4 protein-coding genes are annotated in these 18976 nt (G+C 41.8%); 2 read left to right on the forward strand and 2 right to left on the reverse strand.

Annotated features, from left to right (window positions below; genetic code table 11):
• Positions 1 to 13: 13 nt before the first annotated feature.
• Entirely contained in the window at positions 14 to 1729 is a 1716-nt protein-coding gene (locus tag H5985_RS03375; RefSeq protein WP_205049911.1) for an ESPR domain-containing protein, read from the reverse strand.
• Positions 1730 to 2021: 292 nt separating this feature from the next.
• On the opposite strand from H5985_RS03375, the gene H5985_RS03380 reads away from it, so the two are divergent.
• Complete coding sequence (locus tag H5985_RS03380) at positions 2022 to 2375, forward strand: ESPR domain-containing protein (RefSeq protein WP_205049912.1); 354 nt, start codon at positions 2022 to 2024, stop codon at positions 2373 to 2375.
• Positions 2350 to 12234 (forward strand): autotransporter outer membrane beta-barrel domain-containing protein, encoded by a 9885-nt coding sequence (locus H5985_RS03385; RefSeq protein ID WP_205049913.1) that lies wholly within the window; start codon positions 2350 to 2352, stop codon positions 12232 to 12234. The genes H5985_RS03380 and H5985_RS03385 overlap by 26 nt, the downstream gene beginning before the upstream one ends.
• Positions 12235 to 12348: 114 nt before the next feature.
• On the opposite strand, the gene H5985_RS03390 is transcribed toward H5985_RS03385, so the two are convergent.
• Complete coding sequence (locus H5985_RS03390; protein WP_205049958.1) at positions 12349 to 18885, reverse strand: autotransporter outer membrane beta-barrel domain-containing protein; 6537 nt, start codon at positions 18883 to 18885, stop codon at positions 12349 to 12351.
• Positions 18886 to 18976: the final 91 nt, after the last annotated feature.

An 18976-nucleotide genomic window follows, 5' to 3' on the forward strand; every position in this document is an offset into this window, starting at 1 on the left:
TTAATACGGGGTTTTATGTGTCAGAGTTCTCGGGTTCGAAATGAGTTAAATCTAAAATACCGCCCACTTCACCGGAAGAGATATCATTAGCCCAGGCCAAGCGGTCGATTGTTGTCTTATCGGTAATATGAATAATGCCCCCGTGGCCGACGCTTAAGCCCACCGAGTTTTCATTACGATTAAAAATAGAGCTTGCTGAATTTTCTACAGTGAAGCGACTATTAGTAACGTGAATCCAACCTTGGTAATTCTTCCACTGTTCCTCATTATCTTCGAGAGTGAACTGGTAATGAGGCGAGAGACCTTCGACAACAATAATTGACTGATTATCTGTGGAGCTGAAAGTTGTTTCGGTACCCAAGCTCCATTGATCTTGTTCGCCAGTTGGTTGTGTTTGTTTGATCGTCAGGCTGTTGTACTGATCTTGAGTATTGCCAAGCGACACCAGGCCTTTGATTTGATCTGTACCGTGAACTGTAAGGGATGAACCGCCCTCAATTATTGTCGAATCGGCGGAGATTTCAGCATTTTGATCGTAAATTACCTTGGAAGCATCTCCGTTTTCTGCTCGAGTTAAAACAATCGTCTTTGCATCAATGTCGACCTGATTGGTTCCGGTCGCGGAAACAAATCGAAAATCCCCAGACACATTCACACTGACACTGTCATCAAGACTTTCAGCGTTATGAACAAAAATCCTCTGCCCCTGAAGTTCAACGGATTTCGTTTCGGTTAAGGAAGCGATGGTGGAGTTTTCATCAATCCGAATATCTCCTTGTACAAGGATTGAGTCGTCTTTGCGAACATCTGAATTAATCAACTCAAGCGATGATGTTCCGCCCAAACCAGAACTTGATTGAATAAGGGCGGTAACATTCTCAAAAGTGGTTGAACCTACGTAATCAGTGTGTGGGAAAAATGTGGTTGATCCTTGGAAAAGATCACCATAATTCAGATCGGTGATTGTCAGTTTATCTTTGCTCTTATCACGGCCTTGGTAATTAACAGAGCCCTTGCCTAACAATTTTGCATAAAAAGACTGATCTCCATCGATATCCAACGTCAATTCTTGCCCGGACTGAAGCGAAAGTCCGACTAGCATAGATAAAACTTCAACGTTCACCTCTGTGGACGTACCTGTTTGTGAAGGTAAAGACACTGTTATACCGGTCGTTCCGACAGTGGGATCTCCCAAAATATTTTTATTGAGATTTTGAAGTTTATAGGCCCCGTCTCCTAATATGTATATACCCTGCGCAACAGGATCAGTACCGTTGTCCTGATACACATTTTGCATGAAGTCACGGCTCAAACTATCCGTAATCGAAATGTTCTCACCAGTGAAATCATTAGGATAAGAAAAATTAGTCAGAGTTAAAAATTTTTGATTAAATCCCTGAGATTGTTCAATCAAAGATAGGTCAATCTCGGTATCAAAGCGTCTTACCTGATTGAAATCAAAATTAATATTCAGATTCTTATCGCTATTACTTATGGATAAGGGATCAGAGTAAGTAACGGATTGATCAAGACCGAACACAATACCATCTGTATAGGATGAATCTATGGTGGCTGCATGGGTTAAGAGGCTAAACGGCAATAATGTGGCAAACAAGACTCCGGATAGAGAGATAGTGCGGGATTTTTTGCCTTTTGTGTGTTGAACCTCAGAAACGGCAGTGAACGACTGAGTAACCTGATTCCAAATGGATTTATAAATTCTGTTCATGGATAACCCCATCAGTGACATGTCTTTCAAGTATTACCCTTTTTCTTCGAAGAAACCTTAGAGAATTCCCTGAGTTCAGAACAGTAAATACGAAATAACTCAATTGCTGTTTAATTTAACCTTCTGATTAATAACAAAATTTAAATAAAAATCAATTTGAAATGAAAATTTGAATAAACATTTATATTGATTACTTAGAAAATTACAAAATTGATCGTTAACAAAATTGTTGTAATGGCATAATTGGTCCGTCATATTTCCCTATTAATATTGTTTTCTTAAGCTTCTGACTATGAACAAAATCTACAAATCGATTTGGAATGCTGTCACTCAAAGCTATACGGCTGTATCTGAGGCACAAAAAACTTTAGGTAAAAAATCACGTTCATCAAGTATGGTTATCAGTGCCGCTCTTGCATCCCTGATTTTGTCCGGGTCAGAAATAACGCTTGCTGCAGAACACATCTATCCGGATGAATCAATCAATTGGAATCAGCTTATTGATGGTGACTCATATTTAATTAATCAAGATTTGTCACTGACAGGTGTTTCAATTAAAGGTAACAAGAACTCCTTTATTCTTAAAGATGGAGCCACTTTAACCCTGAACAAAGATCAAAATGGGGGGGGGGCACCTACAAATTAACGGTGGCTCTATTAAAGGAAACTACGTAACGATTAATATATTTGGGGTCGGTACCAGAATATCAGACGATAAACCTGAAGCGACAACTGAGACAAGCAGTTATTTTTACGGGGATAATATCCTACAGTTAGATGAAAATTCTGTTATTAATGCTGTAGATTACGATTCTGTAACAGACTATCATGGAGGCACACTGCGTATCAACGGTGATAACAGCAATTTTAATGGAACTTTAAATGCACACTCTCTGGTACTAAATAATGTCAATGCATATGGTGATGAGGCTAAAGTCACCGCTTACAGCCTATTATTTGAAGGTCTGAAGGATAACACTACTCCTAATCTTTATGACACCGATGTGACTTTTAACTATTCTTACGGCGGTGATGTTTCCGGTGAAATAGATAACGTTGCGGGTCAGGTAACAATTGGGTCCAGTCAAGCTCATGCCAATGTTCAATACGCTACCGGCCTGAAAATGAATAATGTTCGCTCAACAACCATACAAATTGGCGGCGAACTTACTGTCGACGCCGAAGGAAAGTCAGACTTTTACAACAATCTTTTAGGTTCAATTGTCAGAATTCATGGTCAAAAAGCCTATCTTGATTCCATCGGTGTCTTACGAATTAATAATCTTCAATTATTAAGTTCAAATGCTGAAACATCTAATCCATTTCATATTTCGAGTTCGGATGGGTATGGTTATTTATATATAGATGCAAATGGAAAAGAATTTTCTATTGCGGACCAATATGTCTTCGGTATAGAAAAATTATCTGAGGATCAACAACGATTTGCAGGGATGTTCCAGCTCAACAACGGAACAATAAATTTAGATAAGAACCAGGTTGACAGAATATTTGATCCCGCTGAAGTGTCCGGATGGAATTACGCTTTATATTCAGCAGGTTTCCTTGCCGGCACTAACACTACAGTTTTGCTCGACAACACAGGGAGTAATTCATACATTACTCTCGGCCGATTCGGATGGGGAACGGAAGGTGCAGTTATTGACTTTTCATCAGTCAACTTTAATTTAAGTTCTGATTATCCCTATCGTGTGCGTCAACTTTATACAGCCGCTAACAGTAACTATATCGGTTTAGAGATGAATCAAATTTTTGATGCCGACTCTAACCTATTTGAATTACAGAATCAGCAGAATCAGGTTTTGCTGTCGTTTGACAATAGCACTGTAAAAGATTTATCAAATAGCGATTTCGCAATCACCGATTCCTCTTTTACAAGTATTTTGAATGAAGGTAATGGTGAAATCGCCAAATATTATTGGAACATTTCTCCGGTTGTAGCAAATCAAAAGTTGTCAGTTGACTATGAATTATCTCAACTGGAATTATTAGGCGGTATTGAAGGAAATAATTACGAATCGCTGCAATATACTGTTTTAGTCGAAGAGGGACAGCCTTCAGGACAATCAATTGATGTTGATGTTACTGGAAGCGGTATTTTGACTTTAAAGGCTTCTGAAAACGATCCTAAAAACTTAGGCATTGTTTCAATTAACGGGTCCTTGAATTTTAACGGAGCTCTGGCCGTATACGACGGGGTCCAAGTAAATGTCAATCGGGATTCAAAAGAAACAACATCGAGTCCATCTTTGCAACTGCTTGGACAGAACAGTTCCTTTAGCACAAATTCACAGATTATTGTCGGTGGTTTAGCGACAGATCAAGATGAACATACAATTTACCTTAGTTCTCCCGATTCACAATTAAAGATAACAGACGATAACGTTGTTTCTCTTACTGGGTCAATTGATGCTCAAAAAGGCAACTATCTTGGAGAAAAGACTGGTCTTCAAGGTAGCGGCACATTAGTATTGGATTCTACTAATCTCACGGTTGAAAATGCGTCCAATACTTTTAACAATGCTTTTACCGGTTCTGTCGATCTTGTATCAGGTGATAATCTCCCCTCCTCTTTGACTATTTCAACGGGCAAACTTCAAAACGCATCATTTATTGGAGCTATTGGAGACACCATAACTTTTAGAGATGAAGCCAGCGCGGTATTGAGCTCTATACCTAACGTCCAAGGAGCGGACTTCAGTCTTTTTGCCGGCCAAATTAAACTTGGTAAAAATTCGTATGAAATTGCTGACAGCAATGCTGTAAATGATCAGGCTACTTTCTCTGTACAAGATAGTAAAATCATTTTTGGTAGTAATTATGACGGTGCATTTGATAACAGTATCGATGGTTCCTCTTCCAATTGGATCCTTCAAGAGAGCGCAGATGTCACAGTAAATGCTCAGACATCTTCGAAAAAAGCTGTTAAAAACATTCATATCAACGGTGGGGCGGAACTTCACCTTATAAATGGAACCGAGTTTGGAGCATTGCAACAATTTGCTGACGTCGTTTCCTTCACAGGTAACGGAACTTTAGATCTTAATCGCTACCAATTAACTGATACAGAGATTAATTTAGCTGACACCGGTAATGTACTTTTTAACGGCATCTTGTCATTGACCGGTAATTCTGTTTTCACACTCACTAAAGATCAACATCAATACGGTTCGTTTGTTCAAACCGGATCTGAATTAGTCGTACAAAATTCAACAACACTGTCTTCTTTAGAGTTCGGTTCTTCTCAAGAAGGATCTGAAGCCCGCTTAACCCTAAAGGGTGATTCTGTTCTTAATGTTACTGGTAACTTGACAGCCGGAAATGGGGTTCACGTTCAAGTAGACGACAATCGCGGTTTTGCGGATACCCAAAAAATCAATCTCCTGGCTCAAGATGAAGGTTGGAATCACATCCTGATCACTGCCTCATCTGCTGATATTACCAATAACAGTTTCCATATTGTTGCAGGTGACACAACAATCACGCCAGAAGGTCGTATCAGCCTTACCCTTCAAGAAGGTGTTACTGGAACGTATCAACAGGGGTTGTATTCAAGTAACCAGGCCAACAATGAATGGCAACTGGGTATTGGTTTTCAGTTAACAAAATTAGCTCTTGATGAAACAGCTGATTTAACACTAACTGCTGAATCTGACAACAACGCCACCGATCTCGATAATATAGAGCTCAGTGGAGCGGGTCGCATTAATATCAAAAATGATGTAACAATTAAAGCTTCTGACAGTAGCGATTACGAAGGAATATTTAACGTTGCTGAGTCCTCTTCACTGACCTTGTCTGGTGCCGATGTCGGTAGCAAAATTCAACTGACTGATTCAAATTCAGCATTACTCATTAATTCAAATCAGGCATTACACCTTGATGCTGTTCATGGCGGTCAACTCACGATCAATGATCAAGCTGAATTAACGCTGACAGGATTGTCGACCAGCGATAACCTCAATGAGCTCGGAACCGATGCTAAACTTGAAATGAAGGGCACCGGAACTCTGCGTTTAGATGGTAATACGAATGTATCCAGTCATTTTGCCGCTTCTCTGTTAAACGGTTTTAATGGTTCCCTACTGTTAAATAACGGTTCCGTTCTTGCATTATCTGAAAGCACCGACACACTTGTAAGTTTGACAGCTCTCACTAAAGATCAGAATGACAGAACCCAATCCGGAACAGTTGAATTATTGAAGGGACAATATCAATTCTCTACAAATTCAGACTTTGATGGGACCTTTGATATTACCGATGCGAGTTTAACTCTTACTGCTGATGCTGAAGAATTAAAGACGAAACTGAGTTCAGCAGAAAACTCCCCTTCAGCCAAAGTGATCGTTCAAAAGGGCGACGCTGACGAGTTATTGATCAACGGTAATCTTGGCAAAGACTATAACGGAAGCTGGGAAATTTCTGACAATGCCGTTTTACACCTTAACCAAACACAAGTGGGCGGAATTTTTACCGTCGATAAAGATGGCACACTGAAAGTATCCGGATCGAGTGAAGCCGGCGCCCCAACTGTATTTGGTAATACAGTTTCCGGCGGACAATTCGTTGTTAACAGTGGATTTGTACTTTTAGGTTCATCAGATAGGCAGCTCGATAACTTAACGACCACCATTAACAACGATGCAGTTCTGGCTACAACCAATTTTGATTCTTTGTCTTCAGAAAGTTATAACATCGGCGGTCGTTTAATTATTGCCGACTCCACGGCTGAAAACAATGCCCTGACTTTAGGCAATTTCAAGGCTACCGGAAATGGCGTTTTACAACTTTTAGTTGGCACTGAAAACAATGTTGGCACGTTGGATTTTGCTTCTGACAATACTTTGGATTTAACAGGATTTAATGGTGAAATCCTTTTGTCGCGTGGCACTTATACTTTCGATGTCAATGACACTGGTTTTACCGGTTCAACAGCCTCATTTGGTGTCGCTCACCAAGGTGTTTTTAAAATCTCAGGCCAATTAAATGTATCTGGACCTGATTCTGGAACATTCATTTTTGATTCCATTCAAAGGGAAACAGGAGAGTATGTCGGAGGCGGCACAATTGACTTGACTGACTATACGGGCGACTATGACCAACCCGCCATGCACGTTAATACTTTGCAAGTCAATGCAGCAGGCTATATAAAAATTAATCCTCAAAACTGGTTAACCGGTGCTGATGAGCAAGCTCCTGAAAATGATGTCAATATACTTGATGCCGATGATACATATAGTGACAGATTTATTTTGGTTGCAGACCAAATTTTAGGAACTGGCGAAGGCGGTGCAGTCAATTCTGAAATCCATTTAGTTGACGAAAATGGCAATCCTATTGATAAAGGTGAAAGCCTTAAGGTGTTTCAGTATAGTGACAGCGATAATCAAAAATACGATGTCGCCGTCGGTCATTGGGGTTATGATGCGAACATTGTGACCAGCTCTGACAAGGATAACCCAACCAAGGGGGTGGCAATCGGCTACCAACTGACTCAAATTGATTTAAAGCAAATTAAAGAGCATCCTGAGGCAGGGTTAATAATTTCTGCTAATCGAGACAATCCCACTGACGAAACCAATACACTCAGTGCCTTAGTAACGGGTAAGGGTACGATTTATATTGATTCAACACTGGACAATAATGAAAGTACTGCAATCCGAATGAGCCACATTAACAATACCTTCAGCGGTAATGTGGTCGTTAAGGAAAATTCGCATTTAATTGCTTCCGCTGCCTACACCCTAGGGGCCGGTGATAATAACACTGAAACGGATCCTAACAAGCTGGTCTCAGTTTATCTTAGACACAATGCTGCCTTGACGTTGGGCGATAATATCGAAAGCAATCTTGGCACTCAACGTTTAGCCAAAATTGAGGCTCTTGACGGATCTGTCGTTACTCTGGCCAACAACAGTTTGTATCTTGTGGGGAATGACAATTATCAGTCGCATTTTGCCAAAGGTTCGACTGTTGCAATTATGGAAGGAGCTAAACAAAGTAATCTTGCTATTGTTTCAGGTAGTGCCGTTTTTGACGATGCTTCAGGAACGCTCAATAAGTTTCTGGCTTCTGACGGCAGTCATTTGACAATACGAAACGGAGCTGTTGTTCAATTTGATGGGCAAGATGGTACACCCTTTAATTTGAACCATCTGAGAGGATCAGGTACCGCCCTTATCAACACCGATACGCAATTGGGCGATAACAGCAATTTCAGCGGTCTGTATCAAGTTACAGATCATTCGTTGACAATGTCTGACACCAGCGCCCATTGGAACTCGCAATCAAGTGTTTCATTGTCACATGCCACGTTTGACCTTGCCCCCTTAAACGGCACGGTTTCTCTGAATAATCTTACTTCAGCCAGTGACTCGGCTATTAAGATGGGTACGGTCGAATTGTTTAATCCGACGTTAAACAGTACCGTACTTCAAATTCAAAGCGCCGAACTGAACAATACACAGTTTGTAATTGACGCTGATCAGGATGTTACCCTAGCCAACACCAATCAATTGCTCAATGTCGATGCTTCTGACGGCGTTAACACCAAAATTTTAGGTTCTAGCGGCTCATTTGAAACGGCAGATTTGTCCCTTAAGGTTAATGGCAAAGATAGCTTAAACGATCTTTCATCCCGTCTATCCATAGCCGGAAGTGAAATCGGTACGCTTACCTACGATCTTAAACTCGTCACGACAGAAGACTCGATAGCAGTTAACAGTCATGCCAAAACTTTAGCGATTGATGAGGGTAAAACTCTCTCGTTAGTTGGAAGTTATGATCCTTCATCGGCTGAAAATCAAAACACTTCAACGTTGGATATTGAACTTATCAATGGAACGGGAACCGTAGAAGTAAACGGAGCGGTCAAACTTTCCCAAGAAAATAATTTCGGTAATCTCAATGTGTTATCCGGTGCCGATGTTTATCTTGATAACACGCAAATTCTCAATAAGGGTCAAAGTACCTTAAATGGACTTGTCCACTCAGATTCCGGCAAGACCGCTCTTCAAATCAATGAAGGTGCTGAGCTTGTTACTACCCTTTACCAAACAGAACTGAAGGACAGTATTCGATTAAACGGCGGAACATTCTCCATTCAAGGAAGCGGAAGTATTGAAGAAGACACTCCCCTGCTTGTTTCAGACCTGATTGTTTCCGCTCCGGATTCAACACTCAATATCAGTAATGTCAAAGGAACCATCACCAATGACATGTTTAAGACTGCCGCAGGGCTTGACGAACGTCTTACGCTAAACATCAAAGATGGCTCCTTAATCATCATTGAAAAAGATGAATCGGCCATCTCTAGTTCGATGTCTACATTAGGAACCGTTACGATCGGTGACAATAACCAGGACAGCCCCGAGTCTGCCCTCCACGTCAGAACTTCAGGCTCCTCTTTTAATGCTGCAACCGAGTCTGATATCACCATTAATGAAAATGGGGTTCTGCATTATGACCTTACGGTTGAAGATGTTGAAACAGACGAAGCGGTAATCGGACGAATCTCCAGTTTGTCTGGTAATGGCAAATTAGAAGTTCATCTTTTGCATGATGGAGAAACCTCTCCCGGTCATTTGCATGAGGTTATTTTTGCCGGTGGTGAAAGACAAAATATCGACTTTTCCGGTACCTTTAGTTTAATCAACGGGGTCTTTACTTTCGGTACGGATTCAGGAGAAACCTACCGCTTCAATCATGAATTGGCTCAACAAGTTAGGTTGGAAGCCGGTGCTGACAGTGTCTTCCGTGTCATGGGCGAGACATCCGTTTTAGGCTTGACTTTAGATGCCTCTTCAACTTTGGACTTAAGTCAAATTGGTACGCCTGACAACAACTACGGATCAAGTTCCAATTTGCTCCACGTTGACGATAATGGAATCTTCACCGCACAGTCCGGTTCTACCATTAAAATCAATAAGAGCGATTTCACGGCAGAAACCTCTCTGCACGGTGCAATTGACACGATTGATGAAGAAAACGGCTACGACTTTGCTTCTGTTGTCAACAGTAATGCCCAAGCTTATGAAAGTAAATTCTTCCAAATCGTAGACGGTAGCGTTGACATAGGCAATCGCGTATCCCTTAAAGATGAAAACGGTGCTCTTTTAGGGGAAGAAATTACCATTGCCCTTTACGAAAAGGACTCTGGTACGCATCTGGCGGATTTGATCGGCGGTTGGTCTACCATTGCCGATGAGACCGGTCTTTACGTTGGTCAACGCGTTGAAGGGATCCGACTTGATCAGACTTCAATTAATCTCTTTAGTCAACCGAACGAAACAGTGACGATCAATCAATGGATTGAGTCTAAAAATGATCAAGTCAATCTCAATATTACGCAAGGAACGATTGCACTCACCGGCGACGCAACTGACTTTGCCGGTGACGTCATAGTTCACGAAAATGCCAATTTAATCGTTGCGCATGACGGAGCCTTGGGCGGAGAAGTCGGGGGTTCTTCTGCTGCCGGTTTGCAGTTAGAGAAAAATGCAACGGCTGAAATCCGCGAAGCTGTCAATCAGACCATTACCGGTCTTTTGGTAGCAGAAGGCGCCACATTGCATCTTCATGATGACTCTGTTTTAACCCTGTCAGTCGAAAGCTCAGAAACACAAACACATCTGGACGGTGTTCTGATCGGTAAAGCAGACAGTGTGTTTAATACAACGGGACAGGTTCTCGTCAAGGATACGACTGACTTGAGTCAAATGCAGGGAACCCTACACATGCAGTCTGATGCTGATGCATGGGTTTTCTCAATTGAGGAGGATAAGAGCTTTACGAGTGGCTCCATCGTAAACGGCCAAGTCATTAAAGATGGAGCCGGTACCCTTGAGTTAGGCCTTCAACAATTCAATGACGGCTCTACGTCCGTTACTGTCACGAAGGGTGGTTTAACTTTTGCCAATTGGAATAGTGCCGGCTCAGCTTTAAATCTCAAGAACTTTACCTTAACTGAGACGGCCGAAGCTTTCCGATTGTCCGGCAACATGCGTCTTAACAATGGTCGGGGTACTTTTACTAACCAAGGAACTGTTTTCGTTGGTGAAGATGCAACCGGTGAAACAGACTTTGCCACTCGATTCATCCGAGGTAATTGGACCGGAAACGGCACGATTGTCTTTGATGTCTATTTGGGTGATAACACTCCAACCGGTGTAGAGGAAGATCTTGTTGAAGAAACAAAAGAAAATACCTCAAAAACAAACGAGCGAGTGGATGCCACCTATGGTGAAAAGAGTGATCTTTTAGTTATTCGCGGCACAGCCACCGGAGATGCGGTTTTGAAAGTCAATAACATCAACAGCGTTGACAGCGGTAAACTCGAACGCTTGGCGTTGATGGAAGTTGGAGACGATGCCGACTTTAATCCGACGCTTTACGGCGGCAGTATTGAGGCGGGCGGCTACTCTTACCGCTTGGTTCGTCATGACAGTGAAGGCGGCAATCTTGATTTCGGTGCGGATTATATTTTGACTTCTTATGCCGATGAAGAGAGCACATGGACCGATCGCAATGTGTCTGTCAATACAGGCGCATTCATCGGTTTTGCCGCTGCTTCTCAAATGTTTGACCTCTCCATCCACGACCGACAGGGTACTCGTCCATATATCAATCCTTTGACTGGAGAGAAAACTCAAACATCGATGTGGATGAGAGAAACGATTTCACACGAACGCTCGCATGATTCAACCGGACAATTGTCAATGCGCAGCAATACTTCTGTTACACAGATCGGGGGCGATATCGTACAACTCAATACCAGTGGAAACGGTTACGTTTTCGCAGGCTTGATGGCAGGCTGGGGAACACAGGACCTGAAGTCCAGATCCTCTCGAGTTGAAGCGTATGCTAACGCTGATATCGAAGGTTGGAATATCGGCTTTTACGGCGGTTGGCATCAAAACGATCCTGCTGTGGATCGCACCGGTGCTTATGTCAACGGTTGGTTGCAGTACAGCCATTTGAAAGGCAAATTTGATAATCATATGGATTCGGCAACGGCCAGAGCGAGCGGTCTTTCTGCATCGCTGGAAGCCGGTTATAACATTCGGGCGCTTTCTTGGTACAACGATGAACACTTCGGAGCTTCAGAAGTCTTTATCGAACCTCGAGCTCAGGTAACCTGGTGGGGAACAGAGTTTGATGATATGCAAATGAGCGGCGATGTTGAATTCTTAGGAAAAGACAATATCACCACTCGCTTAGGTGTCAGAGCCTCGGCTGTTGTCAACGGCAATTCGACGATTGTTCCTTACGCTGAGGCCAACTGGGTTCACAATACACATGCCTATGGGGCGAAGTACGGTGAACTCACTGACCATCAGGCCGGAGCTAATGACACAGCTGAGATGAAACTCGGTGTTGAGTTTGAAATTCATAAGAATTTCACCGGATACGGTCAATTCTCTGTGAACCTCGGCAATGAAAGTTATAGCGAACGAGCAGGAAGCTTAGGAATTAAATATCGCTTCTAATTGATTTAAACCTTTGAAATTTTGCCCCTGTTAACATATTTGTCAACAGGGGCAATTTTCAGGAAGTCTTAATCCGACCTCCAGAACTTTTAATCCTGAAGGTCTGACTTGTCACTAGAACTGATAACGAACTCCGATCGAGCCTTCACGTTCGTTGTAGTTGTCGCTGCCGAACGATGCACCGACTCTACCCCAAACAGAAAGGCTGTCCGTTACACGCCAATCCACTCCGATCCGACCTTCGCCTTGGTTACGGGAACCCGCTTGGTCAACCGTGAGACCGGAAATCGTAGCGCCGTACTCTTGGGTATTGTGCACCCAGTTGGCTTCAACAAATGCGTTGAAATCGTTGTTACCTTCCTGAGTCAAAATTGCGCGAGCACCTAAACGTGTACGAACGTTGTTTTCTCCTTCAAACTTCACGTCCTGCGCATCATTGTGGATTTCGTCATATTGCATACCGAACCACGTGACAGACGCATGAGGTTCAATAGTAAAGTTCGCGATCTTACCGTTTGCTGTTGCAACGCTGCCGACTTTAAAGCCCCAACCGGCTTCCAAGGACGCAGAAAGACCTTGACCTTTAACGTCTTCAGTGTGTTGGCTCACACCGGTCACATCGCTATTGGCATGAGTAAACATCACCCAACCGTCAACGTAGGGTCCCGTTTGACCGTCAGAGTTGGCTTTCCATCCGGCATAAGCACCGACGCCCCACGCTTCGGTATCGGCCTTGGAGTGTGAACCAGTTACCTTAGAACGGGATTTCGTATCCATACTGCCGTAACCGCCCATAAGACCGGCATAAGCAAGTCCCGTGTCACCAGTTGTGAACTGTACGAGATCACCACCCAACATCGTCGTATTGGAGGTCGTACGCATTCTCAATTGAGCCGTTGAATCGCGGAAGCGTTCATGGCTCATTGTGTGATGCATCCACAAGGATGTCGTTTGTTTTTCACCGGTAATCGGATTGATCCAATCACGGTTACCGACTCGGTCATGCAAGGACAAATCGAACAACTGAGCTGCATAGGCGATGCCGATGTAGGATCCGGCTGTCACCGTTACATTTCGAGTGGGTTCAGTAGGATCGACCGGTTTGTCTCCCGCAATACTCGAGAGGAAGTATTCCATACCACCGTCGGGTACTTCTGAAGACTTAAGAAGATAATCATAACCACCGCTTGTGATGGCTTCTTTACCTCCGGAGAGCGCAAATGTAGCATTGCCGCTGTCCATGTGAACCACTTTAATGCTTTCCTCAGCTCCTTTATTCAAATCTTTCGAGGTGACATTGAGGAAATGACTGCCGGTACCATTACCAATATTGAGTCCCGGTTTTCCATCGACAAGCTCATCTTGAGAACCGCTACCGAAGTCCAAGGCCATATTAAACGTTGCTCCGGTACCTACTAACACTTCCAGGTTCACTAGACCGTTCACATCTATTGAGGTTCCTTGAGAGACTTCAAGACCGGTTAAAGAATCACCGTTATCGAGAACTAAACTACCTTCTTGAAGGCTCAAATTCAAGTTGGTCAATTGTTGTTCAAAATCCAACTTTCCCTGTCCCTTTTTAATAAAGCTACTATCGTAGTCTTGCGTTTCAAAAGCGACAGAGAGCGTTTTTTCAACATCATTAGTGTAAGTCAGTTCCGAGTTCACTAAACTGATTTTGCCCTTACCCGATAATTCGCCTGTAATATTGCTGTCGTGACTATTGTTGATAGTAAAGACTTTATCTTCTGCTACAGACAAAGAACCGGTGTCCTTGACTTGTAATCCTCCCAGATGTTCTTGATCAGCATTGACCACTAAAGTTCCCTGAGTATCAGACCCCACAATAACGTTGGTAGAGCGACCCAAAGCATTTGAAGCACTGGCGATTACGGTTGCCTCACCATCAATGGTAGTTGCTCCAGAGTAATCGTTTGACGAATTAGTCAGCTCAATCGTTCCCTTACCAGTGAAGTGCGCAGAACCTGCTTCCTCATCTCTATTAGTAATTTTGGCACTGATCAAATCGCCATTAACGTCACCTGTTGCATTAAATACAGCTGTTTGTCCACCATATATTGCCACTTGAGTAACTTTTCCGTACATCAACCCGATGTTGCCATGTTCGTCACCAGCCAATCCTACACCTGTTGAAATATCAGCTACGGTATTTCCTGATAAGTCGTGATAGGTCACAACTGCCGATTGAGCATCACGGTTTTGTGTCAGCTGCATGTGGCTAGCCACATCCTTTGCATCATTACCGATACCATCAATCAGGATCAAAGACAAATTTGCATCATCCTGAACACGTACAGCTTCCATTAAAGAACCGGTCGTATCAGCTTCTTGAATATTAATTGAGGGATCCACATTTACGAACACTTGAACGTTTTCACCTGAATCACTCAAGACGATGTCTTTGTCGGCTAAATGTAGCGCATTGTCAGCTGTACCATTAGTTACCATTTCTCCATCGTTTAGTGAAAAATCCAGGGCGCTACCAGATCCTAAAGTCAGATTGTGTCCTAAAGTTTGTTCTCCTTTCATCACTAAAGTTGAACCGGTATCAACAAACAAGGCATTTTTAGCCGCAAGAATAGAGTTGCTGTCGTTCTGGGTATGATTTTGCCCAACCTCTAACACCGCATTCACAAATCGAAGTTGGCCATTGAAATCTTCACCATCCATTAAGCTTAAATCAACAACTTCGTTAAATTCCAATCCCAATGACCCTGCACCGTTGACACCTGCAAGTGATTGTTTGCCACTCACTCCTTTAACAAATTGATAATTTAAGGTTGATTTAGAGTCAAGTTTGGTAATGTTATCCAGCTCACTTCGAGAAGTTCGAATGATTGTTGAATTCTTTAAATTCAGATCTAACTTGCCTGAATTCTGGAAAACCCCATTCATGCCATTGAAATCAAACTGATCAATATTAGTAATTACAAGACCATTATCAATTACACCGGAAGTATCTGTCATAAATTGATCGAAGACAACCTTATTACCTGTCTGGGAACCTGTCAACGTTAACTTTATATCACCGTCTTGTAAATCTGTTTCAGTGTCGAAACGGAGCACAGTATTGTCTTGCACATGCAATTGACCTGCAAACCCCGACAAATCTTTTAACGCAACAGACTGTGTTGTATTACTGATTGATACTTCACCATCACCTAAAATACGTGTCAGTTGATTTTGACCGACAAAGGTCATTTTGGCATCGTTCAAAACATTAAATTGACCACTAAACTCATTAAATAAGTCTGAATGGTTAAAGGTTGCCACTCCGCCAGCTAAAGTTAAACTACCAGTGCCAGACAGAGTTCCGTTAATAACACTTTCTGACGTCCCTTTTATGTTAACATTCGCCTTTTCACCCAAGCTCACAGTACTCTTGTCGGTTACCCTCAACGCCCCAATATCTTGTACTGCAGCAATTCCTAGGTTACCTTCACTACTCTCTGTTCCAACTTGAACAATCTCAGAATCTCCTAACGATTTTTCAGAAATGGCATTAACTGTCACACCACCGTCAATTGTTGTGGATCCTGAATAATCGTTCGCACCATAAGAACTATTCAGATAAACGGTACCATTCCCATAAAAATGAACAGAACCCTTACTGTTCGGATCTTTATCAGAGAGCTTTGTGAGAATCGTATCACGCTCATCCGAACCAGTCGCTTCAAACTGAGCCACTTGCTGATCATATATAGCTACCTGTTGAACGTCGTTATATCGGAGACCGATATAACCTTGGCCATCGTCTTCAGTACCCCAACCTTTACCGACGCCTGTAGTAATGTCCGCGATATTTGTTTGATCGACAACATATGTAACAGTTGCTGTTTTTAATTCTCCTTGCGGTGTCAAAGTAGATGCAATCTTCTCTATGGAGGTATCTGTGATATCGATATTTTTGATCAAAATAAGGTCAGATCCGGAGTTGTTTTCATCACGAACAACTTGCATCAAACTTTGATTAAGATCCGGAGAGCTAACATCGACACTTGGATCAACTTTAACCCAAACAGAAACTTCATCAACCGACGTTTTGATTTTATTTCCATTCATATCAAGCACGTTGACGGACTCTCCAGACAGGTTGAATCCATTATCTATTGTGAAGTCCAACGAGCTGCCATCACTAAGGGTTAGATCGCCGAGCATCTGTTTTGCACCATGCAACACGAGAGTTGAGTCACTGCCAACAAAAAGATTATTGACTTTATTGTTTTCGTCTCCGATATGAGAATTACCTACTTCAAATTTTGCGTTTTCAAACTTTAGTGTGAATGCGTTACCAGTTGCAACACTATCCACTCTCAATTGACTCGGGCTTGAGAAATAAATACCTAAAGTACCTTCTCCGGAAATGTTGTTTAAATTTACAGAAGCCTTTCCCTTAAAATTGCTGTAGTACAGGGCTGAAGCGTTATCTATAAAGGTACTATTATCCAACTCAGTTAGACCATTTCTTTCTATATTAGATCCTTTCAAAGTCAGATTCTTTGCCGCCGACACATTGAAAAAACCATTTGTATTTATGAATTGATAATTTTCAATTTTTTGATCTAAATTTAGATTTTGAGTAATTGACCCATTATCAAATTGTGTAAAGCTATCGAAAATTAAAACTGAGCTATTTGTCAAAGTATTAATTTCAAGAGGGTCATGGATGTTTAATTGTGTAGTTGCCGAATCTGCTAAGGTCAATGATTGGCTATCTTGAATAAGCAATTGACCTGTAAAGTCAGATAAGTCACCAACAATTGTGTCTGTCGCCAACTCTGCTGTACCGTCACCGAATAGTTTTTTGAGTACGAAAGATTGTGCCCCCTCTTTGTCAGAGAACAACATGGTTGAATCTTTCTTAACGGTCAGATCTCCAGAATAATTTTCAAATAATGTGGATGAACTTGTGAATAAAAGCTCACCGCTACTTAAAGTAAGGTTCCCTTCACCAATTAACTGTTTATCGCCAAATTGGTTTTTGTCTGTCTCATTAACGAGATAGGAAGATGACTCGGTTCCTAAATGAAGATCCAACTCAGTACCCTGATATAAATTTACCGAGCTTGAACCGAACAGTTGAATAGCAGTTAAAACCTGAGGAGATGTTGCAGTTACTCCGTTAAATTGGTCTATTAAATTAAAAGTAGACTTATCTCTTAAAACCAGCGATGTACCGATTTGCGTTAACTTACCATCAGCATCAACACCACCTAAAGCCCCGGATAAAACTTCTAAAATAGTCCCAGATCCAACATTAACTAGACCGGAGAATGTGTTGTTGATATTTGAAATGGTCAGATATTTATTGTCAGTTGTCGAAGAATCGATATCAATAATGCCGGTACCACTGACAGGTATATACAAATCACGTTTGGTTGCATCAACTAAATTAATTTTTATTGAATGGTCCCACTGATTAGTGCCCTTTAATTCTAATGACATTAATTCATAATCAACATATACACCAATTTTGTCTTCATCATTATTGGGATCGTCTACCTGATTGAAATGTGCAATGTAACCCCAGACTCCAGTGGCAGCCAAATTATTTGGATTGCCCCAATTGAAAAAATCTACATTTTCAATCGAAGGGTTTTCAACATTCTCACTGATAATATTTCCACTTTCATCAACAATATCGATTTTCCCGTTACCGTATATAGCATTCGCGGTAAGAACCCAAAAATTTTCATCTCGATTATCTCTTTGATAGTCAAGAATTGAATCTCGAGTCATCACCGAACCAGGAATGAGATAGTGAGAAAGATCCAGACGAATTTGACCGTCACCTTCCATCCATAATGTATTGACGTGAAGGAACGGATCAGAACGATCATAAGCAGAATCTAGAGGATCTACATTTGTCAAATCTAAAATACCACGACCTTGACTATCCCTAGACCAACCAAATCGGTCAATAGTCATGTAGCGTTCATTCGCGAAAACAACTCCGCCTGAACCGACACTTAAACCAACCTGACCAAAAATAGAATCCTGTGACAAATCTAAGTCTAAGTTAGTATTACTGATACGAAGCCAACCTCGATAGTCTTGCCATTGCTCGTTACTGTTTTGAATGATGAACTTCTCAGTATCCGATCCGTTCCCCTGAGCAACAATAACGGAGTCTGATGAGAATGTCCCGTCACCACCCCCAACTTGTAATGTTTCAAATTTAACTGACCCGAAATCCCAATTATCTGCAACATTGTTCTTATTTATAGTTAATTTCGTATAAGTATTGAAATTTCCTAGAGCGGGATTGTTTGAATAGAAACTGACGTTACTTCCAAGCTGATCGGTTCCGTATACCGTTAAAGATGGAGTTCCTGGATTTTCTGAATCATCTCGGAATTGTATCCCTTGAGGGCTAATAAAAAGTCCTTGTCCAAAAACCACGTTTGAATCTTGTATAACGATGATGTCATCAAAACGACCGAGAGGAGCATCCACAACAGCATCTTGATTAAACATATAGGCGGAAAACGATGGGGTAGAAATAAATGACAGCAAAGTCACTATAAACAAAGAAGTTTTCAAGTTTTTAGGATGAGTGTGCTGAATTTCAGAAACCGCTGTCCAACTACGAGTCACCGCATTCCAAATAGACTTATAGACCTTGTTCATGGAATACCTCTTAAATTCTTATTTTCAAAGGTTATAGATAGAATTCAATTTAGCTCACCCCCCCCCTTGATTACATTAGGGTTATCCCGTA

It is taken from the genome of Parasutterella secunda (genome assembly GCF_016901835.1).
Taxonomy (GTDB): domain Bacteria; phylum Pseudomonadota; class Gammaproteobacteria; order Burkholderiales; family Burkholderiaceae_F; genus Aphodousia; species Aphodousia faecavium.

Bases quoted from the DNA above. Each gene is read 5' to 3' on its own strand.
- H5985_RS03385 (WP_205049913.1), top strand. From the start codon at position 2,350: ATGGGGGGGGGGCACCTACAAATTAACGGTGGCTCTATTAAAGGAAAC.
- H5985_RS03390 (WP_205049958.1), bottom strand. From the start codon at position 18,885: ATGAACAAGGTCTATAAGTCTATTTGGAATGCGGTGACTCGTAGTTGG.
- H5985_RS03380 (WP_205049912.1), top strand. From the start codon at position 2,022: ATGAACAAAATCTACAAATCGATTTGGAATGCTGTCACTCAAAGCTAT.
- H5985_RS03375 (WP_205049911.1), bottom strand. From the start codon at position 1,729: ATGAACAGAATTTATAAATCCATTTGGAATCAGGTTACTCAGTCGTTC.